The organism is Bradyrhizobium sp. BRP22 (assembly GCF_020194175.1).
GTDB lineage: Bacteria > Pseudomonadota > Alphaproteobacteria > Rhizobiales > Xanthobacteraceae > Bradyrhizobium.
Map to the genome: position 1 here is coordinate 13963 of NZ_JADYVX010000010.1, position 21584 is coordinate 35546.

The following is a 21584-nucleotide window of genomic DNA, read 5'->3' on the forward strand; positions in this document are numbered from 1 at the left end:
TCCCAACCTGCCGAGACTCTTTCAAAATCGCACGGCTGGCATATGCCGCAGGCTCCGCGGCAGGGGATTGTCGATCCGCCGCCATCGTCCTAACCTGCACGAAAAAACAGGTGGAAACGCAATGGCACGTATCAGGAATATCGAGACCGGGCTCTACCGGATTCCGCTGTCGGTCATGCTGTCGGATAGCACTCATGGCGAAATTGCGGCATTCGAGCTCATTACCGTTCGCGCGCACGATTCCGACGGCGCCGAAGGCGTCGGCTACACCTACACGGTCGGCCGTAATGGCGGCGCGACCGCCGATATTCTCCGGCGCGAAGTTCCCGAATTGATCGAGGGACGCGAGGCCGACGACACCGAAGCGCTGTGGCACCATGTCTGGTGGGGCCTGCATTATGGCGGGCGCGGCGGCCCCACCGTGCTCGCGCTCTCGGCGCTGGACATCGCGCTCTGGGACCTGAAGGCGCGGCGCGCCGCGCTGCCGCTGTGGCGGCTGCTCGGCGGGTTCGATCAGCGCGTCCCCTGCTACGCCGGCGGCATCGACCTCGACCTGTCGGTCGAGGCCCTGCTGAAGCAGACCGACGACAATCTGGGCAAGGGCTTTCGCGCCATCAAGATGAAGGTGGGCCGTCCCGATCTCGGCTCCGATGTTGCGCGCGTCAAGGCGATGCGCAAGCATCTCGGCGACGGCTTTCCCCTGATGGCCGACGCCAACATGAAATGGACGGTGGAGGAAGCCATCCGCGCCGCGCGGGCGCTGCAGCCCTATGATCTCACCTGGCTCGAAGAGCCGATCATTCCCGACGACGTCGCCGGCCACGCGCGTATCCTCGCCGCAGGCGGCGTGCCGATCGCAGCGGGAGAGAACTTACGCACGCTGTGGGAGTTCAAGAACTACATCGCCAACGGCGCGGTCTCCTATCCGGAGCCTGACGTCACCAATTGCGGCGGCGTGACCTGCTTCATGAAGATTGCGCGGCTGGCGGAAGCCTTCAATCTTCCCGTCACCAGCCACGGCGCGCACGACATCACCGTGCACCTGCTCGCGGCCTGCCCGAACCGCTCCTACCTCGAGGCCCACGGCTTTGGCCTCGATCGCTACATCGAGCATCCGCTGGTGCTCGAAGAAGGCATGGCGCTGGCGCCAACGCGGGCGGGCCATGGCATCAATTTCGACTGGAAGGGACTGCAGAGCCTCGCCGCGTGAGCCGAACTAATTCGCTCTCTGAGGATCGAACTCAAGGACAGCACGCCCAGGGATCAGGTGCGCTGCGAGAAGAAAGCTGCGCACGGTCGTGCGAAGCTCCGCCTGGCGTCCCACCAAGAGATGGCCGCCGGTGTCATAGACGAGCAGCTTCGCGCGGGGAATCTTGCTCGCCGCGAATTCGGCGGCAGGCAAGGTATTGAAGCCGTCATCGCGTGATGAGACGATCAGCGTCGGCGCGGTGATGTTTCCCAGCGGCAATTCGCGAAGTTCCGGGTTGCTGTCGATATTGATGCCGGGAAAGCGCAGCGACAGCGGCTCGATCGCCCTGACAATGTTCATGACGCGGTCACGCTCGGCTGCCGGCGACGCGGCCACCAGCTCTGGCGGCACGCCGATGAATCGGATGAGCATCGATGGCGCGATCTTCTCGGCGGCCCACCAGACAAAATCGGCCCCACGATTGACCAGCCAGAACGTGAACCGGCTGCCACGGCTGGCTTCCACCGACACCGGGCTTGTCGGCGAGTACGTGCCGGGGCTGATCAGGATCAGCGCCGAGATTTTGTCCGGATGACGCAACGCCAGCTCGATCGCCGAGCGCGCCCCGCCGATATGCCGACCACGGCGATCTCTGAGATGTTCAGTTGCGAAAGAAGCGCGGCATGCGCATCGGCCTGGGCCGCCGGAGAAACATCGCCTGGAATAGGCGTGCGCAGATAACCGAAGCGGGAAGGCGCGATGATCCGAAATCCCTCACCCGCGATCTCGACCGCATTGGCGAGGCCATGGTCGAAGCCGCCACCGGCGCCATGGATCGACAGGAGCGGAAGACCGGCGCCGGTCTCGCCATACTCGATCGGTCCCGCGCGCGTGTCGGCAATCAAGCTGCCCCTGCCCGTAGCCTCGCGGGCGCGGTCAAGCTCGCTCACGTAGAGAAGAATGACTGCACCGGCTATTCCCGCCAGAGCAAGCGATGTGGCCAACAGGACAAGTTTCACGCCGCTCATCGCAGCTCCTCAGGAGAGAGTACAGACATCCTACTACTGTCGACCAGCCGGCATGTTGATTCTCCGCAAAGCGTGCACGCGCCTGACAGGCCGGACCATCTGCCCGCGCTATACCCGCATATTCAATCCGTATTTGTGCTGCGAACGGCTTTCGGCGAGTGAAGCGCCACGCGACATGGGCCCGCTTGTTCTGATCCATAGGTCTGCTCGTGCCGCCGTTTCGAATTCGCCTAAGCAGGAAGGTAAAGGTCAACCGGTGCCGCGGCCATCGGACTGCTCGGCGTCTCGGCAAGTTCCGCTGCTGGCCATAGCTGAACGGTGCCGAATCGGACCAAACTTGTGGTGGCGACGCCCAAGCGGGCGATAGAACGTTCCCTGCTGTCGTGGTAACGGATCGATGCGTGCCGGGCAGCGTCGACGGCAAGGAAGTGACATGACGCGAACGATCGAGTGGCAGTACGGAAGCGGTGAAGTCACGCTTGGTCTCGATGAGGCTGGCCAGGGTGCATCCGTCGTTCTTCTGCCAGCCTTGAGCTCGATCTCGACGCGGCAGGAAATGCGTCCTCTGCTTGATCGGCTCTCTTCTCATTTCCATGTCACAACCGTCGACTGGCCCGGCTTTGGCGACCTGGCACGTCCATCCGCGAACTGGACGCCGGATATGCTCTCGGCATTTCTCGATTGGCTCCTGACCGAGATCGTCTCGCCGCCTCACACGATCATTGCGGCCGGGCATGCGGCGACCTACGCGCTGCACCAGGCGGCTAACCATCGCGGCACGATCGAACGTCTCGTATTGATCGCGCCGACCTGGCGCGGACCATTGCCGACCATGATGGGTGGCGAGCGCCCCTGGTTCGCCCGCATTCGAGCGGCGATCGATCAGCCTCTGATCGGCCCGCCGCTCTATCGGCTCAACGTCAGCCGCTTCGTGATCTCGAAGATGGCGAGCGGCCACGTGTACAGCGACCCTGAGTGGTTTACCGGCGAGCGCCTCGCCGCAAAGCTCGCCGTCACGCAAGCCGAAGGCGCCCGCTATGGCTCGGTGCGCTTCGTGACCGGTGCGCTCGACCGCGTCGACAATCGCTCGGCGTTTCACGATCTCGTGCGTCGCTCGGATATTCCGATCCTCGTCATCTACGGCGCCGAGACGCCACCGAAATCGCGCGCGGAGATCGAATCCCTCATTGGATTCCCGAACGTCAAGGTCAAGCGGCTGCCAAAGGGCAAACTCGCCGTCCACGAGGAGCTGCCGGACATTGTCGCCGGCGAAATCGTGGCGACGTTGTCAGGGTGAGTCGGTCATCATCCTTCCGCTGCAACCGCTTGCTTGTGCCACAACAACTACCTGTGGTTATGGGTCCCCGCTTTCGCGGGGACGACACCAGGAGAGAGCAGTCCACTCCATCCCCTCGCCCTGAGGAGCCGCGAAGCAGCGTCCGAAGGGCGAGGCCACCGGCGGGCCTCATCCTTCGAGACACGGCGAAGGCGCCGCTCCTCAGGATGAGGGTCTGGCAGCGGGCGCCCGCCGCATTCCGCTTGTCTTGGCGCTCCTTTCGCGTTCTAATCGGCACTGAGGCGTTTTCATCGCCTGTTCGCACGCTTCGATGCTGCAGCGTGTTCTGGGCAACGACTGCCAATCCCAGTTGCGAAGGGACGGTGGCGCTCGGCCTTGCGGCATCAATCCTTCGTCATGCACGGAGGATGTTTCATGAATCTCGACGCCTACCGGATCGCCGACGAGCCCTACTACCAGCCGCTCGGCCATGAGATCGAGACCTTTCAGGCGGCCTATGCCGAGCGCCTGCCGGTGATGCTGAAGGGACCGACGGGCTGCGGCAAGACCCGCTTCGTCGAACACATGGCCTGGCGACTTGGCAAGCCCTTGATCACGGTGGCGGCGCATGAGGACATGACTGCCGCCGATCTCGCCGGACGCTACCTGCTCGAACCGCAGGGGACCGTGTGGCACGACGGGCCGCTGACGCTTGCGGTCCGCCACGGCGCGATCTGCTACCTCGACGAGATCGTCGAGGCGCGCCAGGACACCACCGTCGTGATCCATCCGCTCACGGATGCCAGGCGTATCCTGCCGCTGGAGAAACACAACGAGATCGTGCCGGCACATGGCGATTTCCAGCTCACGATCTCCTACAATCCGGGCTACCAGAGCGCGGTCAAGGACCTGAAGGAATCGACCAAGCAGCGCTTCGTCGCGATCGATTTCTCCTATCCGCCGCCCACCACCGAGGCCGCCATCATCGTGCGCGAGAGCGGCACTGACGAGGATCTTGCCGGCATCCTGGTCGCGATCGCGCAGCGCTCGCGCAATCTGCAGGGCCACGGCCTCGACGAAGGCGCGTCAACGCGCATGCTGATTCATGCCGGGCGGATGGTGCGTGCTGGGCTGCCGCTCGACGTCGCCGTGCAATCCTCCATCGTGCTGCCGATCACGGATAATCCCGATATCCGCGCGGCGCTCAGCGACGCCATCCAGGCCTGCCTGCCGTGAACGCAGCCAAACAGGTGACGCTGCATCTGGTGCCTCCCGACGAGGAGGACAGCGCGACGCACCGGATTCATCGCTTGATGCTCCAGCGCGAAACGCTGCGGCCGCTGTTTCGTGCCGCCTGGGATGATCTCTCGCATCATTTCGACGAGAGCGAGTTGGAGGCCTGGGCCGGCGCCGTGCTGACGCTCGCGCATGTCAACGCCGGACCTGCCTGCTTGATCGCCTATTGGGAAGCGAGCAAGAATGACGCCGCCGACAGACAGGAGATCGCGCCGCTCCTGGTGGCAGGCCAGATGGCCGCCAATATCTGCCGCAACGCCGGCGCGCAGGCTGCGACCGCCGCGCTGCAGGCGCTGCCGGTTGCCACGCGCGTTTTCGGCAGCGGTCCGGCCCTGGCACGATGGTGGCGGGTGGTGGATCTGCTGGCGCGGCAGGCGCCGGAATCGGTTGCGCCGGCCGCGGACAATATCGCCCAAATCCTTGCGCCCGGCACGATCGACGCCTTCGAGGATTTCGTCGCGGCCGGGCTGAAATTCGCTTCCGGTAACAAGGCGCGGCGGCAGGCATTCTTCCGCCTCGAGGAAGAGTTCGCACGCCACATGATCGCCCGCGATCTCGGCAGCGTAACATTCCTCGAGACCGAGATCGAACTGAAGGCGTTTGTCACTGCGCTCTGGGGCAAGCCGCCTTTGCTGCGCAGTTTTGCGGCCGACAACAGCCAGACGCCGCAGCGGCGCACCTCGATTGCCGGTCCCCTGATCCGATTGCCGGAAACGTTTCGCGGCGTGCAGGGCGACGCGGCGCGCGCGCTGTTCCGGGCCGCGGCGGCGCATGCACAGGCGCATCTGGTGCTGGGCAACGGCCTGTTTCCTGTCGGCACACTGAAGCCGCTGCAGATTGCGCTGGTCAACCTGATCGAGGACGCCCGCATCGAGACGCTGGCGATGCGGCAACTGACGGGCCTGCGGCGGCTGTGGGCGCCCTACCATGTGGCGACGCCGTCGGGTGTCGTCGCGGCGCCGACCTTGATGGCGCGGCTGGCGCGCGCGCTGTTCGATCCCGCTTACGTCGATGACGACAGCTTCGTCGCCAAGGGCCGCGCAATGTTCACCGCAGCGCTCCCCCGCATCGATGACCCCGCGATCAGCCGCGAGATCGGCATGCTCCTCGGCAACGATCTCGGTCAGATGCGGGTGCAGTTCAATGTCAAGACCTACGTCGTCGAGCCCGTCTATCGCGATGATGGATTGGGACTGTGGGACTTCGGCGAGAACGCGCCGCCCTCGGGCGAGGTGATCGAGCTGCCGGTGGATGCGGTGCGGATGGAGCGGCAGGAAGCGCCTGATGGCGACAGCAATGAGCCGGACGGAAAGGGTGAAGCGCTCGGACGCGGCCGGCCGGTGGCGCCGGACGAACGCGGCATCATCATCGCGAAATATCCGGAATGGGACCGCGCTCACGGCATCGAACGTCCCGAATGGACCACCGTGCGCGAGGTCGCCGCGCACGCCGGCGATCCGCGCCTGATCGAAGCGGCACTCGACCACGCCGACGCATTGCGCAGCCGGATCGGACGATTGGTACGCGGGGTGCGGATCGGCCGCACCATTCGTCTCAACCGGCAGCATGAAGGACATGACATCGATATCGACGCCGCGCTCGATGCCGGCATCGCGCTGCGCATCGGGCAGGAGCCGGATCCGCGCGTGTTCCGCTCGTCGACATCAGTTCATCGCGATCTCGCGGCATTGCTGCTGATCGACGTCTCTGAGTCGACGCGCGACCGGCTCGCCTCGGGCGCGACCATTCTGGATGTCGAGCGGCTGGCGGTCGCGGTGCTGGCAGAGGCGATGGGACGGCTCGGCGATCCCTTCGGCCTGCTGGCGTTTGCGTCGGACGGACGCGAGGACGTCAGGATGACCACGATGAAATCCTTCGAGGAGCCGTATGACCGGCGCTGCGTGGCACGACTCGCCGGCCTGCGATCGGGATTGTCGACGCGGCTCGGCACCGCGCTGCGCCATGCGGGGAAGGTGATCGGCAACACCACTTCCGGCCGCAAGCTCGTGATCGTGCTGACCGATGGCGAGCCGTCCGACATCGACGTGTCCGATCCGCTTGACCTCGTCGAAGATGCACGACGCGCTGCGCTCGGCCTCAAGAATACCGGCGTCGATGCCTATGGCGTCGTGCTCGGCCAGGCCGGCGGCGAGGCAGCGTGGCGGATCTTCGGGCGCGGCAACACGATGATGGTTCACAGGATCGAGGATCTGCCCGGGCGACTGTCCGAACTCTATTTCCGCCTGGCGCGACGCTAGACTTCACTTCCCGCTTGCGGGGAAGGTCGGCCCGTACGCGCCGGGTGAGGGCTCTCTCCCCACGGAAGTCCCATCGTGGAGACACCCTCACCCCAGCCCTCTCCCGCAAGCGCGAGAGGGAGCGCGGTGTCGATCGCGGCTGCAATTCATCCTGCGCTGAGCCTACTTGCGGCGGCGCGCGAGATCGGCGCCGAGCGCCGCGCGTCCGGCGACATGGAAGGCCGCTTCGAGGCCCCGCGCGAGCGTGCCGCCGTCCGGCGCCAATATGCGCATCACGAGGCCGGCCCCGTTCGGCGCGGGTGAAGCGCCGGACAGACAGCCGCAGGTATCGACGATCCGGCTGAACGTTCCGACATCGGGCAACCTGTCCGGCGGAGCGATCAGCACGATACTCGCTACCGCGGCCATGTCGCCGAGCGCGCCGTTGCGCATCTCGTCACCGCGGATCGATCCACGATCGAGCAACAGGATGCGGCCATCGGGACGCAGGATGCGCTGCCGGCTGGAGAATGAAGCAAATGGCCGTCCCGCCTGCTTCGGGTCGTGCACCGCAAATCCGTCGGCCAGGAACAGCACCGCGTCGTCAGCGACGGTCGCGATCGTGTCGAGGCACAGATCGGCGCCGGGAAACAGCACATAGGGATCGCTCGCAATCGCGCAGAACGCGCCCGGACCGACCGTGATCGCTTGCTGCTGCAGCGCGCCGGACTCGCGCCCGTGATGCACGACGGTCGACGCCTGCGTGGTCAGGTGAAAGGCGGCATTGGCGGCAACGGCCACATCGAGCTTGAGACGGTCGCCGGCATAGAGGCCGCCGGAGGCCGACTGCAGATAAAGCGTGAGCAGTTCAGGCCGCGCTACATCGAGATAAAAGCCGCGGGTGACGTGAAAGGGGTAGCCGACATGCTGGCGCCGCAGCATGGTGCAGCCGCCGGCAAAGTCCGCGGCGAGATGCGCTTCGGCGTGGCGGCCGGCGTCAAACGCGGAAGAGGACAGCGGCAGAGATCGCATCGGCAACCGCCTCGATGCCAGCACCGGAGCGCGCGTTGGTCGCAAGCACCGGACGCCCGCCCCTCACCTTGACAGCCTCGGCCAGCATCGGTTCAAGCGCGACGCCGACGTGCGGTGCGAGGTCGACCTTGTTGACGACGAGGAGATCGCAGCGGAGCAGGCCCGGACCTCTCTTTCGCGGAATATCATCGCCGCCGGCAACGTCGATCACGAACATCCACCAGTCGACGAGATCGAGCGAGAAGGTCGAGGCGAGATTGTCGCCGCCGGATTCGAACAGGATCAGTTCGAGCCCGGGAAACCGTGCTTCGAGATCGTCGCCGGCGGCGATGTTGAGCGTTGGGTCCTCGCGGATCACCGTGTGCGGACAGGCGCCCGCCTCCACCGCCGAGACGCGCGCCGGATCGATCAGGCCGGAGCGTCGCAACCGCTCGGCATCCTCCTTGGTCACGAGATCATTGGTTACCACGGCAAAATCGATGCCGCGGCGCTGCAACACCGGGATCAGCGCCTCGATCAGCGCCGTCTTGCCACAGCCGACGGGACCGCCGATGCCGACACGTGCCGCGGCGGGACCGGTGTGGGCTGCAGTGCGCTCTGCAGGGCGTAGCTTGTCGAGCATCGCATCACCTCAGCATGTAGCGCCGCGCCAGCGGCAATTCGCGGGCCGGCTCGCAGGTCGCGAGCGCGCCATCGACGAAGACGTCGAACGTCTCCGGGTCGACGGTGATCTTCGGGCAAAAATCGTTCCAGAGCATGTCGCGTTTGGAGAGCTTTCGCGTTCCCTTGACCGGCAGCAATGTCTTCGAAAGGCCGAGAGCACCGGCGAGGTCGCGCTCGAGCGCGAGCGGATGCACGAAGCAGGCCGAAAGCGCCGCCGGCGCGCGGCCGAACGCGCCCCATTGCGGGCGCATCAGCATCGGCTCGCAGGTCATCAGGGAGGCCGCGCTGTCGCCCATCGCGCCCCAGGCGATGAAGCCGCCCTTGATGACGAGCTCCGGCTTGATGCCGAAGAAGGCCGGGCGCCAGACCACGATGTCCGCAAGCTTGCCGTCTTCCAGCGAGCCGACATCGTCGGCGATGCCAAAGGTCCTCGCGGCATTGATGGTGTACTTCGCCACATAGCGGCGGATGCGCGCATTGTCGCCAAGGCCCGCGCGATCCTCCGGCAGCGCGCCGCGCTGATCCTTCATCTTCGACGCCAATTGCCAGGTGCGGCAGATCACCTCGTGGATGCGGCCCATGCCCTGGCTGTCGGAGCCGAGCATCGAGATCGCACCGATGTCGTGCAGCACATCCTCGGCGGCGATGGTCTGGGCGCGGATCCGGCTTTCCGCGAACGCCACATCCTCCGGGATCGCCGGATTGAGATGGTGGCAGACCATGGTCATATCGAGATGTTCGTCGAAGGTGTTGACCGTGAACGGATTGGTCGGATTGGTCGATGACGGGAGGCAGTGCATCTCGCCGGCGACGCGGATGATATCAGGCGCGTGGCCGCCGCCGGCGCCTTCGGTGTGATACATGTGAATGGTACGGTCGCCGATCGCTTCCAGCGTGTTCTCGACGAAGCCGGATTCGTTCAGCGTGTCGGTGTGGATCTGAACCTGGAAATCGTATTCGTCGGCGACGCGAAGGCAGGTGTCGATTGCGGCCGGCATCGAACCCCAGTCCTCGTGCAGCTTCAGTCCCATCACGCCGGTCTCGAGCTGCTCGACCATCGGCGGCGCACGATGGGAGTTGCCGCGCCCAAGGAAGCCGAAATTCATCGGCCAGGCCTCGGCAGCCTGCAGCATCTTGCCGGTGTTGAAGGGGCCGCCGGAATCGATGCCGACCGTGATCGGCCCGAGCGAACCGCCGATCATGGTGGTGATGCCGCTGGCAAGCGCATGCTCGACAAGGCCGGCGCTGTCGAAATGAACGTGGACGTCGATCGCGCCGGGTGTTGCGATCAGGCCTTCGCAATCGCGCACGGTGGTGCCGGTCGAGACGATCAGCCGCGAATCGACCCCGTCCATGATCGCGGGGTTACCGGCCTTGCCGATGCCGACGATGCGGCCATTTTTGATTCCGAGATCGCCCTTCACGATGCCGATGACGGGATCGATCACCACGACGTTGCAGAGCAGGAAATCGAGCGCGCCTTCGGCTGACGTGATGCCGGCCATGCCGATGCCGTCGCGCAAGGTCTTGCCGCCGCCATGCAGGCATTCGTCGCCATAGACCGCGTAGTCCTTCTCCACTACGGCGACCAGCGAGGTGTCAGCGAGGCGAACGGAATCGCCGGCGGTCGGCCCATAAAGTGCGGCGTAATCTCGCCGTTCGATCATTGCCATGGGTTTAGGCTCCCCTGAATCCCCGCGCGCGTGCCCGCGCCAACGCAGCATCGCGCACGTCAGGATCGACGCCGACGCCGTCGGTGAGATTGTTGAGCCCGCTCAGTTCGCGCCTCCCGCCGAACTCGACCAGCGACACTTCCTTGGACGCGCCGGGCTCGAAACGTACAGCCGTGCCGGCGGGAATATCGAGCCGCATGTTGAAGGCGCTCGCGCGGTCGAATTCGAGCGCCTTGTTGACCTCGAAGAAATGGAAATGCGAGCCGATCTGGATGGGGCGATCGCCGGTGTTGACCGCGGTCAGCTTCACCTTGCGCCGGCCGGCATTGAGCTCGAGCTGACCATCGCGCGCCGTGATCGCGCCGGGATGCTCGGTGTCGGCGGCAGCGCCCGGGGAGGGGCGGATCGGTTCATGCACCGTCACCAGCTTGGTGCCATCGGGGAAAACGCATTCGACCTGGATGATATGCATCATCGCGGCGATGCCGGGCAGCACGTCTTCGGTGGACAGGATGGTAGAGCCATGGCCGATGAGATCGGCGACCGACCGGCCGTCACGTGCACCTTCGAGGATCTCATCGGTGATGATGGCGACCGCTTCGGGATAGTTCAGCTTCAATCCCCTCGCGCGCCGACGTCGCGCCAGTTCCGCGGCGTTGAAGATGGTCAACCGCTCCAGTTCCGTTGGCGTCAGCAGCATGCCTTCATACTCTCAATTGGCGAACAGCCGCAGATCGGCCTGTGCGTGGCGCGCCGCGGCGACATCGAGGAAGGGCGCAAAGCTTTCAAGCTCGGCATCGGGCGGCGTCTCGTTCATCGTGAGCTGCTCGATCAGCGGCAGGCAGTCGGCGAGCACCTCCTGCCCCTGCAGCGCGCCGACCGCCCCGAGCCGGATGGCGGCGGTGATCAGGCCCGAGGCGACGGTGTAGCCCGAGGTCAACTGCGCCAGGTTCTCATCGAGCCCGACGGAGGACCACACCGCGCCCTGCATGACCGCGATATGGCCGAGACATTCACCCGACCGCACCGCATCACGCAGGATGGCCGCGAGATCATTGCCGATCCGCGCGTGGGAGGCGAGAAACGACGCGCCATTGCGGCGCGAGCCTGCGCGCAGACTCTCGACCAGCGTCGAGGCCTCCACCTCGCGATCGACTGCGGCGATGACGGCGAGATCGCCGTTGCAGCGGAAAGCGCGAAGCAGCGCGACCCGGTCGTAACTGGCCCATCGGTGCTGCAGCGCCGCCGACACCAGCCGCTTCAATTCGCGCGCGTCGAGGCCGTGGCGCAGGGCGATGATGCCCTCGATCCCATAGGAGAAGGCGAAGGAGCCGCTGGGAAACGCTCCGTCCGCCTGCCATAGCGCTCGCAGGGTTGGCAACATCGCTCAATGGCTTCGATCGTGATGGTGGACGTGATGCCCGTCGTGGCCGTCCTCGGATGCCGCGTGATCCGGCAGGTCCTCTTCCTCGTCGAGCACGCTGATGCCGACACGGCGCGAGGCGACCATGTCCTCCAGCCGCGCGATGTAATCCTCGGGCCGCCCCTCCAGCGCCACGAACAGCACCTCGCCGCCGAAGCGGACGCGCCAGTGCAGGTTTCCGACGTGATAGCCGAGCTCGATTGCATCGGCGATCGAACGCGGCTCGAGCTTCAGCCAGCGTTCAGTCGCCGCCCGCACGACGATCGCGCTGTCATTCTCCAGCATCAGTACTGCGCCATCGAACAGCTTCTGGTGACGCGGCAATGCGATCGCGAGCTCGACGCCACCACGGGTGGTGATGAGCAGCCGCCGTCGCGCCAGATCGGCGACGGGCACGTTGACGACATCGACCGCGCCGCGGTGCTCGAGCCGATGCAGCTCCTCGGACAACTCCGGCTCCAGCCGGCTACCGAGCACGCGATCGATGCGCAGCATCGCAGTCTCCTTCCCACATCCTGCCGCTCGCCGTCACTTGGCGAGCAGATCCTTCAATTTGACGTCGATGAAGTCGACATCCACCGGATTGGTGCCGGGACCGCCCGCGAAGTGGCCCCAGATCGAGGGCACCGGAACGAACTCGGCATTCGGCATGTGCTCGACTTCGAACCTGCTGTCCTCCGGCGGAAAATAGAGGTCGGTCTGTCCGGGCATGACGTAGGCCTTGGCCTTGATCGCGCCCAGCGCCGCCTTGAAGTCGCCGTCGTAGATTTCGTTGTCGCTGATATCGCCGTTCTGCCAGGTCCACAGCATGGTCAGGAGATTGTTGGGATCTTTAGGAAGAAAGAAACCTTCCCAGAACGCGACCAGGAAGTCCTCCAGCGAGGAATAGCCCAGCGCCTCGAGGTCGAGCTTCTCGCGATAGAACGCCTGCGAGAATCCCCAGCCGGCATAGACGCGGGCGGCGGCGCGCAAGCCGCGGGCCGGCTTCTCGGTGTACCAGCCTTCCTTCCAGACTGCGTCGGCGGTCAGCGCCGCCTTCACGCCTTCGAGGAAGACGAAATTATGCCGCGAGCACTTGGCCGAGCCGCAGAACGGCGCGATCAGGTCCATCATATCAGGATAGAGCGCGCCCCAGTGGAAGGTCTGCAGCGCGCCCATCGACCAGCCGGTCACAAGGCGAATATGCTCGATGCCGAATTTCTCGGTCACCAGCCGGTGCTGGACGCGCACATTGTCGTAGGCCGTTACATGGGGAAAGCGCGGACCGTTGTACGGCTCGGGCGTGTTGCTCGGCGACGACGACAGCCCATTGCCCAGCATGTTCGGGATGATGATGAAATACCTGTTCGGGTCGAGCGCACGGCCCGCCCCGACCAGCCATTCATTGTCGTAGTGCTGGCCCGAATACCAGGTCGGATAGACGATGACGTTGTCCTTTGCGGCGTTGAGCCTGCCGAACGTCTTGTACGCCAGCTTGCAGCCGCGCAGGGTGGCGCCACGCTGCAGCCTGACGTCGCCGAGGTCGTAGATGTCGTAGTCGAGAGTCATGACGGCGCATCCTCTCCTGCTTCATGGTTTGGCGTGCGCCGGCCGGCTGTTCGGCCGGCGCCGCAGCATGTTCTGGTTCAGCGATGCGCGACCTTCTTGGCCGGAATGCCCTCAATCGGACATTCCTCGGTGCCGACGGTCGAGCGCGTGAAGGATTCGACCATCTCGCGCGTGCCTTCCGGATCAGCGATCCACTTCGAATAGAATTCGTAGGGGCAGGTCGCAACGCCGCGATCGCCGTCGCCGGAATTGATCATGCCGGTGTAGCCACGGTGCACCAGCTTGAAGAGATGGTTCTGCGACTGCCCGTTCTTGCGGGCGTCGCGGATCAGCGACTTCGAGAGCTGGGCATATTGCACGCCGTAATCCTCCTCGCCGCATTCGCCGAGCGTACGGCCGTCGAAGCCGATGATCGCCGAATGGCCGAAATAGGAATAGACACCATCGAAGCCGGCGGCGTTCGCGACCGCGACATAGACGTTGTTCGCCCAGGCCATCGCCTTGGCCATGATGACCTGCTGGTCCTTGGCCGGATACATGTAGCCCTGGCAGCGCACGATCAGCTCGGCGCCCTTCATCGCGCAGTCGCGCCAGATCTCGGGATAGTTGCCGTCGTCGCAGATGATCAGCGAAACCTTCAGGCCCTTCGGCCCGTCCGAGACATAGGTGCAGTTGCCGGGATACCAGCCTTCGATTGGCACCCAGGGCATGATCTTGCGATATTTCTGCACGATCTCGCCCTTGTCGTTCATCAGGATCAGCGTGTTGTAAGGCGCTTTCTTCGGGTGCTCCTCGTGCCGCTCGCCGGTGAGCGAGAACACGCCCCACACCTTCGCCTTGCGGCAGGCTTCCGCGAAGATCTCGGTCTCGTCGCCCGGCACGACGGACGCGGTCTCATACATCTCCTTGGAGTCGTACATGATGCCGTGGGTGGAATATTCCGGGAAGATCACCAGATCCATGCCGGGCAGGCCGGTCTTCATGCCGACGATCATGTCGGCGATCTTGCGGGCGTTGGCCAGCACCTCCGCCTTGGTGTGAAGGCGCGGCATCTTGTAGTTCACGACGGCGACGCCCACCGTGTCGTTGCTGGAAGTAATATCACCGTGCAGCATATCGCTCTCCTTGCGGTTTTCTGGTCACTGCTTCCTGGTCCTCACGCACCGTTGCCTCCCTCCACGACATCCGGCTCACACCGCCATGTGGCGGTGAACCAGCGTGTCGCTGAGCTCACCGATCTCGCCCGACGCCACCACGCGCCCCTTCTCCATCATGGCGAAGCGATGCGCGGCGCGGCGGACGAACGATACGTTCTGCTCGACCAGGATGACGGTGAGCCCGACGTCCCGGTTGAGGCGGATGATGACGTTCTCGATCTCCTCGACGATCGAGGGCTGGATGCCTTCGTTGGGCTCATCCAGCAGGATGATCTTCGGATCGGCGGCGAGCGCGCGCGCGATCGCGAGCTGCTGCTGCTGACCCCCGGACAGCACGCCGCCATTGCGCTCGAGATTGTTCATGAGATACGGGAACAGCTCCGCCACCAGCGCCGGAATTTCCCGCCTGCCGTCGTTGCGCGCGAACGAGCCCATCAGGATGTTCTCGCGGATCGAGAAGTCCGGAATGATCTCGCGGCCCTGGGGGACATAGGCGATGCCCGCCCGCGCGCGCTGGAAGGTGGGCTTGGTGCCGAGATCGTCGCCGTCGAGCCTGATCTCGCCATCCATCCGATCGGTAAGGCCCATCAGCGTCTTCAAGAGCGTGGTCTTGCCGGTGCCGTTACGGCCCATGACCGCGGTCACCTCGCCACTCAGCACGTCGAGGCAGACATCGTGCAGGATGTGGCTGCGGTCATAGAAGCTGTCGACATGGGCAAAGGCGAGCATCACGAAATCCCCTTCGATCCCAGATAGGCTTCGCGCACCTTCGGATTGTTCTCGATCTGCTCGACATTGCCCTCGGCCAGCACCTGGCCGAGATGCAGCACGGTAATGCGCTCGGCGATCTCGCGGACGAAGGCCATGTCGTGCTCGACCACGATGATGGTGTGGCGGCCCTTGAGGTTGTTGACGATCTCCGAGGTCTTGTGCGTCTCTGCCTGGGTCATGCCCGCCGTCGGCTCGTCCAGGAGGATAATCTTCGGATTCTGCGTAATCAGAAGGCCGAGCTCGAGCCACTGGGTCTGGCCGTGGCTGAGATAGGCGGCGATACGGTCCTGCTCCTCGGTGAGGCCGATCAGCTCCAGCACCTCGTCGACGTTGCGCTCCGCCTCGGCGCCGAAGCCGAAGCGCAGGTTGGCGAACACGCCGGGCTTCCTGCAGCTCGCCACTTCGAGATTGCGGCGCACCGTGAGCTCCTTGAACACGCTCGGGATCTGGAATTTGCGGCCGATGCCGGCGCGCGCGATCTTGTGCTCTTCCCAATTGGTGATGTCGGTGTCGTGCAGATAGACGCGCCCGTCCGTGGACTTGGTCTTGCCGGAGATCAAGTCCATCAACGTGGTCTTGCCGGCGCCGTTGGCTCCCAGCAGCACGCGCAGCTCGCCGTCATCGACCGTCATGGTCACGCCGTTGACGGCCTTGAAGCCCGCGAAATCCACGCTCAAGCCGTCGATCGTGAGTGCCGCCTGCGCCATCGCCTACTCCGCCAGTTGCGACGAGGCGTCGCTGACCCGCAGCGGTTGCGGCGAGGCCGCAGGCTTCCGCGCCAGCAAGCGGTCGATGAAATCATGCGCGAGCCCGGCAAGGCCGCGCGGCAGATAAAGCACCACCAGCACGAAGATCAGGCCGATGATCGCCTTCCAGGCTTCGGCAAAGCCTTCGGTCTCGCTGACGGTCGCCGAGATCGTATTGATCAGGATCGCGCCGATGCAGGCCCCAAGGATCGAGGAGCGCCCGCCGACCGCGGCCCACACCACCATGGTGATGGAGAAGGTCAGGTCCATGAAGGTCGGAGATGCGAACTCCGACACGATCACATAGAGCATGCCGGCAAAGCCCGCGATCGCCGCCGAAACCGCGAAGAAGAAGGTCTGGTAGGCCGGCACGTCGAAGCCGAGATAGCGCGCCCGGTTCTGGTCATCGCGTACGGCCTGCAGGATCAGGCCGGCGCGCGTGTCGATCAGGAGCCGCGCGCCGACCAGGACGAGGCTGAGCGAGACCGCGACGAGATAGTAGGTCGGCACGATGTACGGATCGAATTCGAGGCCCGCGATATTGAACCAGCCGAGATCGGTGAGGCCGTTGAAACCGTTGGTGACCGGCTGCGAGTCGATCACCACCAGCCGGACCAGCAGCACCAATGCGAGCGTGATGATGGAGACGAACACGCCCGAGATGCGCTTGCGGAACACGATGGTGCCGAGGATGGTGGCGAGCACCACCGGCAGGATCAGCCCCATCGCGACGCCGAACCACTGGCTCTGGAACGGCAGCCACAGGAAGGAGGCCTTGTTGATGCAGCAGAGTTCGGTCGGTGCGCCCGGCTCGGCGTTCCACAGCATGAAATCCGGCACCGGTTTGTCGGAGCCCTGCTGCAGGCTGGTCGTGCTCGCGAGCTTCAGCGACATCGCCAGCATATAGGCGCCAGCGCCGAAGAACAGGCCCTGGCCAAGATTGAGGATGCCGGCATAGCCCCAGGACAGCGCGACCGCCGTACCGAGCATGCCGAACACCAGATATTTTGCGACACGGTTGAGCCAGAACGCATCCATCACCAGCGGCAGGAACATCACCAGCACCACGAACGCGGCATAGATCGCCCAGTCGATCCTGCGTTTCATCGGCATCGCTAGCGCCCCTTCAGGGCGAACAGACCCTTCGGCTTGAGCACGATGATGGCGATGACGACGCCGAACACGACGGCGCGCGCCAGGATGTCGTTGGTCGCGGCCGCAACGAGCCCGTTGATCTCGCCGAGAATGCCGGCTGACAACACCGAGCCGAGCAGGCTGCCGACGCCGCCCATGACCACGACGAGAAAGCCGTCGACCACCATCGACGTGCCCATGTCGGGAAACACCGTCTTGAAGCCGGACATCATCACGCCCGCGACACCCGCAAGCCCGGAACCGAACGCAAAGGTCAGCGCGTTGACGCGGGTCACGTCGATGCCGCAGGCCGCCGCCATCTTCGGATTGCGGATGATGGCGCGCACCTGCGTGCCAATAGCGGTGCGATAGATGATGAACCAGGTCATGAGCGCGAGGAACGCGGTCACCAGGATGATGAAGGTGCGATAGCGATTGATATCGGCACCGAGGATCGAGAACGTGCCCTGCAGGAACGGCGGCACCGCGACGTTCTGCAGGCCTGGTCCGAGGCCCTGGATGTGGATGCCGAGAAAAGTGAGACCGAATTCCAGCCGCACTGCCTGCTGGATCAGGATCGCGATGCCCCAGGTCGCAAGCAGCGTGTCGAGCAGGCGACCGTAGAGCCTGCGCACCACGACGCGCTCGATCAGCAGCCCGAGCAGCGCGGTGACGATGAAGGCGAGCGGGATCGCCACGAAAATATTGGTGCCAAGCCAGATGCCCGAGAGCACCGTGACATAGGCGCCGACCATCACCATCTCGCCATGGGCCATGTTGATCACGCCCATCGCGCCATAAGTGATCGCAAGGCCAAGGGCGACCAGAAGCAGGATCGACCCGAGACTGAGTCCGATAAAAAGAACTTCGAGCATGCCACCGCCCCATCCTCCACCGCGCGCGAGCACGCGCGGCGGAGGCTGTGTGCCTCGATCAGGTTTTGAGCTTGGCCGTTTCGAGCCCCTTGCCCGTGCAGAACAGGTTGGTCGGGGTCTCGCCATAGGCGACATAGGGCAGCGGGACGACCGGCTCCTTGTAGGCGTCGATGATCTTGCCCTGCCCGTCCGGAAGCCACTGCGCGATGCGCGGCGTCAGATAGGTATGCAGATTGTCGGGATCGATCTTCACATGGCCGTTCGGCGCATCGAACTCCTGGCCCTTCACCGCCTCGCGGATCCCGACCGGCGTGATCTCGGCGGCCTTCTCCGCGGCCTGCTTCCACAGGAAGACCTGGAAGTAGGAGGATTCCAGCGCATGATGCGTCACCGCCTTTGGATCTTTCACGAAGGCGCGGTAACGCTCGACAAAGGCCTTGTTGCGGTCGGTGTCGATCGCCTGGAAGTAAGGGAACGAGGTATAGCTGCCGACGGCATATTCCGCGCCCATCGCCGCGATCTCGATCTCGGACGTCACCGTGGCGCAGATCGGCAGCTTGTCGTGGGTGAGACCCTGGTTCTTGTATTCGCGATAGAAGGCGACGACGGAATCACCGACCACGTTGGACAGCACGACGTCGCAGCCCGAGCTCTTGATCTTGTTGACCATCGAGCCCCATTCGGAATGGCCGAGCTCGAGATATTCGTCGGCGATCCATTCGCCGCCATTCTTCTCGATCAAGATCTTGGAGACCTTGGCCATCTCGCGCGGATAGATGTAGTTCGATCCGACGATGAAGAACTTCTTCTTGCCGAGCGTCTTGATGATCCATGGGATGAAGTTCGAAAGCTGCTGGTTCGGAACGGCGCCGGTGTAGACGACGTTCTTGGAGCATTCGAAGCCTTCGTAATAGGTCGGATAGAAATAGAGATTGTTGCGCTTTTCGAACACCGGCAGCACCGCCTTGCGGCTTGCCGAGGTGTAGGAGCCGAACACGGTCGGCACCTTGTCCTGGATGACAAGCTTCGACGCCTTTTCGTTGTAGGTCTTCGGATCGGACGCGCCGTCCTCGGCGATCGCCGTGATCTTCATCCCTTTGACGCCGCCGGCGGCGTTAATCTCGCTGATCGCCATCAGCGTGGCGTCATGCAGCGACTTCTCGATGATCGAAAGACCGCCGGTCAGAGAGAACAACACGCCGACCTTGACCTCGCCCGCCGCGCGCGCGCCGGTCTGGAAGACCCAGGGCGACGTGATCACGGTGCCCGTTGCAAGCAAACCATTCCTCAAAAACCTGCGTCTGTCGATCGCCATACTTACGCTCCCCATGTGTCCAGGCGCACCAAGCCGTTCGCGCCGAAGCGCGTTGTTTCGAATCCAGAAAAATCCCAAGATCAGGCCGCTCCCCCCGAAAACGCCAATGCGTCGGCGGCGAATCTCGACCCACAAAACAAAAAAGCCCGACAGATCCTCGCGGATCTTTCGGGCTCACCTAGCCTGAGCCGAACCAGCAACATCGATGGTCCAGCGAAAGTCGCGAGAAGGATTTCCTCTCGCGACGCTTCAAAAGCTAATCACCTTTCACGCGGTATTGCAACAGCTCGTTTGCGTGGATGATCGCGGCCGCCATCTCATCCATCGACAGACGCTTCGCCATCGCTTGCTTGCGGATCGTTTCGTATGCTTCCGCTTCATTCAATCCCTGGCCGTCCATCAGAATGACCTTCGCCTTCTGGATGCGCTGGATGCCGGCGAGCTTGCGCTCGAGTTTGCGCATGCGTTTCTCGGCCTCGCGCCGCTCGAGCCACAAGCTGCGCGCGATCGTCAGGTTGGTGAGCAGGCCGAACGGTCTGATCGGCCGCTCGATCACCGCAACCGCGCCGGCTTCCAACACCAGTTGAAGCGTCGATGGATCCTCGTAGCTGACGACGGCGATCAGCGTCGGCCGATGATTTGCATCCGACTTCAACAATCGCTGGATCTCCTCGCGCACGTCATGCTCGATCGCAAGCAGCACGATGTCGGCGCCTTCGGCCCAACAGTCGGGCACCGGCCACTGGGTCTCGACCATGCAGCCGATGCGGCGCAGATGCTCGATCAGCTTGGTGCGCTCGGTGTCGGCGGGATGCACGACGTGAACCCGCAGTCCGCGCAAGTCCCGAAGAATTTGGATGGCCACGTCCAGTTTCTCCGTTACGGGGTGCTCATGAGTGGAGCAACGGCAACTCGACTGACCAATCGTCGAGGCTCTGGACGACACAATAGGGATCGGGCTTCACCCGCACGCCCGGATTCCAGACCGTCTGGAAGCGGCCATTCCGGTCGAGCCGGGCGATCCGCGGCCACAGGAAGGTGTGGTTGTTCTCCGGATCGACCCTGACGCGGCCCTGCGGGGCATCGAATTCGGCGTCGCGCAAATTTCCGAGCACCTGTTCGGGATCGTCGGAGCCGCATTTCGCGACCGCGCGAAACGCCAGATGAAGCTGGAAATAGGCGGCCTCGGCGCCGGCGGTGACGGGAGCGTCGGCGCCGTATTTCTCCTTGAAACTGGTCACGAAACGCTTTGCCGCCGGCGAGGAGAGCGTCTCGAAGAAGGGAGCGGCGGTGATGTGGCCTTCGGCGGCCTCAGTGCCCATTTCCGCAACCTCCGCTTCGCTGGTGGTCAGGCTCGCGATCGGCATGCGCGCAGGATCCAGGCCCGCGGCGCGATAGGCGCGATAAAACACCGAGGTGCCGCTGCCGACCACGGTGGAGAAGATGACGTCGGGCAAGGTCTTCTTGATGCGCTTGATGACCTTGTCGAAATCGTCGGGCGAAGGGCGCAAGGGCACGTAGATCTCGTCCAGCACCTTGCCCTTTCCCTGGACCACGAAATCGGCCATCACGCGGTTCGATTCGTAGGGGTAGACGTAGTTCGAGCCGACGAACAGGAATCGGCTATAGGCCGACAGCAGGAATTTGGCGAGCTGCAGCGAATTCTGGTTGGGCGCAGCGCCCGTATAGATGCAGTGCCGCGAATATTCGAACCCCTCATACAAAGTGGGATAGAACAACAACGCGCGATGCGCCTCGACCACCGGCAGCACCGCCTTGCGCGTGCTCGACATGTAGCAGCCGAACAGGAGCCTGATCCTATCCACCTGGAACAGCCGCTCGGCGAACGCGCGATATTTCTTCGGATCCGATGCCGGGTCATACATCACGGGCTCGACCGGACGGCCAAGCACGCCACCATTCGCGTTGATCTCCTCGATCGCCAGCAAGGTGGCATTGAGTTGCGTCCGCTCAATCGCCGATGTCACGCCCGTCTGCGAAAACAGCACGCCGACGCGCCATGCACCGGCATGATCCTCCATCGATCCCATAATGAATCAAACCACCCCACATGTCCGGCGAACGGGTTGCCGCCTGCCGTCAGCTTAGTACCGATCCGTTCGGATTGAAAAGCCGCAAAGTAATGCGCAAGGTACTCTTCGATCCGGGCGATCCGCATCGAAGGACCGGACAAACAGCCGGGCCTTCGGTCGCGCAGCCC

At 64.1% G+C, this 21584-nt stretch carries 19 protein-coding genes and 1 pseudogene; 4 read left to right on the forward strand and 16 right to left on the reverse strand.

The features are described 5' to 3' along the window. Positions 1 to 121 precede the first annotated feature (121 nt). Entirely contained in the window at positions 122 to 1210 is a 1089-nt protein-coding gene (locus I6F35_RS15245; protein ID WP_225118503.1) for a mandelate racemase/muconate lactonizing enzyme family protein, read from the forward strand. 6 nt (positions 1211 to 1216) lie between these two features. Here the strand turns inward: I6F35_RS15245 and I6F35_RS15250 are convergent. Continuing rightward, positions 1217 to 2217: pseudogene (locus I6F35_RS15250) on the reverse strand (alpha/beta fold hydrolase). Between the two features lie 433 nt (positions 2218 to 2650). On the opposite strand from I6F35_RS15250, the gene I6F35_RS15255 reads away from it, so the two are divergent. From I6F35_RS15255 to I6F35_RS15265, 3 genes are all read left to right on the forward strand, one after another. Continuing rightward, positions 2651 to 3514 carry an alpha/beta hydrolase gene (locus tag I6F35_RS15255; protein WP_225118504.1) on the forward strand — a complete coding sequence of 288 codons (864 nt, stop codon included), beginning with the start codon at positions 2651 to 2653 and terminating at the stop codon, positions 3512 to 3514. A 414-nt stretch (positions 3515 to 3928) separates the two neighbouring features. After that, positions 3929 to 4729, forward strand: a complete 801-nt coding sequence (locus tag I6F35_RS15260; protein WP_225118505.1) for a CbbQ/NirQ/NorQ/GpvN family protein — start codon at positions 3929 to 3931, stop codon at positions 4727 to 4729. Continuing rightward, positions 4726 to 7047, forward strand: a complete 2322-nt coding sequence (locus I6F35_RS15265) for a VWA domain-containing protein (protein ID WP_225118506.1) — start codon at positions 4726 to 4728, stop codon at positions 7045 to 7047. Before I6F35_RS15260 ends, I6F35_RS15265 begins: the two co-directional genes overlap by 4 nt. A 162-nt stretch (positions 7048 to 7209) precedes the next feature. On the opposite strand, the gene I6F35_RS15270 is transcribed toward I6F35_RS15265, so the two are convergent. The 15 genes from I6F35_RS15270 to I6F35_RS15340 all read right to left on the reverse strand — a co-directional run bounded on the left by I6F35_RS15270 (position 7210) and on the right by I6F35_RS15340 (position 21405). After that, positions 7210 to 8058 (reverse strand): urease accessory protein UreD, encoded by an 849-nt coding sequence (locus I6F35_RS15270; protein ID WP_225118507.1) that lies wholly within the window; start codon positions 8056 to 8058, stop codon positions 7210 to 7212. Beyond that, positions 8024 to 8680, reverse strand: coding sequence for an urease accessory protein UreG (gene ureG / locus I6F35_RS15275; RefSeq protein ID WP_225118508.1), 657 nt, complete (start codon positions 8678 to 8680; stop codon positions 8024 to 8026). The genes I6F35_RS15270 and ureG overlap by 35 nt, the downstream gene beginning before the upstream one ends. 4 nt (positions 8681 to 8684) lie before the next feature. Then, positions 8685 to 10394, reverse strand: a complete 1710-nt coding sequence (ureC, locus tag I6F35_RS15280; protein ID WP_225118509.1) for an urease subunit alpha — start codon at positions 10392 to 10394, stop codon at positions 8685 to 8687. A 4-nt stretch (positions 10395 to 10398) separates the two neighbouring features. Beyond that, positions 10399 to 11094, reverse strand: coding sequence for an urease subunit gamma (locus I6F35_RS15285; RefSeq protein ID WP_225118510.1), 696 nt, complete (start codon positions 11092 to 11094; stop codon positions 10399 to 10401). 12 nt (positions 11095 to 11106) lie between these two features. Continuing rightward, positions 11107 to 11778 carry an urease accessory UreF family protein gene (locus I6F35_RS15290; RefSeq protein WP_225118511.1) on the reverse strand — a complete coding sequence of 224 codons (672 nt, stop codon included), beginning with the start codon at positions 11776 to 11778 and terminating at the stop codon, positions 11107 to 11109. Positions 11779 to 11781: 3 nt separating this feature from the next. Next, entirely contained in the window at positions 11782 to 12312 is a 531-nt protein-coding gene (gene ureE / locus I6F35_RS15295) for an urease accessory protein UreE (protein WP_225118512.1), read from the reverse strand. Between the two features lie 33 nt (positions 12313 to 12345). Then, positions 12346 to 13365 carry an alpha/beta fold hydrolase gene (locus tag I6F35_RS15300; RefSeq protein WP_225118513.1) on the reverse strand — a complete coding sequence of 340 codons (1020 nt, stop codon included), beginning with the start codon at positions 13363 to 13365 and terminating at the stop codon, positions 12346 to 12348. A 77-nt stretch (positions 13366 to 13442) separates the two neighbouring features. Continuing rightward, the gene (locus tag I6F35_RS15305; protein WP_225118514.1) at positions 13443 to 14480 is read right to left on the reverse strand and encodes an aliphatic amidase; all 1038 of its coding nucleotides are present in this window, start codon (positions 14478 to 14480) and stop codon (positions 13443 to 13445) included. 75 nt (positions 14481 to 14555) lie between these two features. Continuing rightward, a complete protein-coding gene (gene urtE, locus I6F35_RS15310; protein ID WP_225118515.1) occupies positions 14556 to 15251 on the reverse strand; it encodes an urea ABC transporter ATP-binding subunit UrtE in 696 nt (231 codons plus the stop codon). Further along, the gene (gene urtD, locus I6F35_RS15315) at positions 15251 to 16000 is read right to left on the reverse strand and encodes an urea ABC transporter ATP-binding protein UrtD (RefSeq protein ID WP_225118516.1); all 750 of its coding nucleotides are present in this window, start codon (positions 15998 to 16000) and stop codon (positions 15251 to 15253) included. Before urtD ends, urtE begins: the two co-directional genes overlap by 1 nt. A gap of 3 nt (positions 16001 to 16003) precedes the next feature. Continuing rightward, positions 16004 to 17152, reverse strand: a complete 1149-nt coding sequence (gene urtC, locus I6F35_RS15320; RefSeq protein ID WP_225118517.1) for an urea ABC transporter permease subunit UrtC — start codon at positions 17150 to 17152, stop codon at positions 16004 to 16006. Positions 17153 to 17154: 2 nt separating this feature from the next. Further along, positions 17155 to 18048 (reverse strand): urea ABC transporter permease subunit UrtB, encoded by an 894-nt coding sequence (gene urtB / locus I6F35_RS15325; protein ID WP_225118518.1) that lies wholly within the window; start codon positions 18046 to 18048, stop codon positions 17155 to 17157. A 58-nt stretch (positions 18049 to 18106) separates the two neighbouring features. Beyond that, complete coding sequence (locus I6F35_RS15330) at positions 18107 to 19363, reverse strand: ABC transporter substrate-binding protein (RefSeq protein WP_225118519.1); 1257 nt, start codon at positions 19361 to 19363, stop codon at positions 18107 to 18109. 256 nt (positions 19364 to 19619) lie between these two features. Continuing rightward, positions 19620 to 20228 carry an ANTAR domain-containing protein gene (locus tag I6F35_RS15335; RefSeq protein WP_225118520.1) on the reverse strand — a complete coding sequence of 203 codons (609 nt, stop codon included), beginning with the start codon at positions 20226 to 20228 and terminating at the stop codon, positions 19620 to 19622. Between the two features lie 25 nt (positions 20229 to 20253). Continuing rightward, entirely contained in the window at positions 20254 to 21405 is a 1152-nt protein-coding gene (locus I6F35_RS15340) for a transporter substrate-binding domain-containing protein (RefSeq protein WP_225118521.1), read from the reverse strand. Between the last annotated feature and the right edge of the window lie 179 nt (positions 21406 to 21584).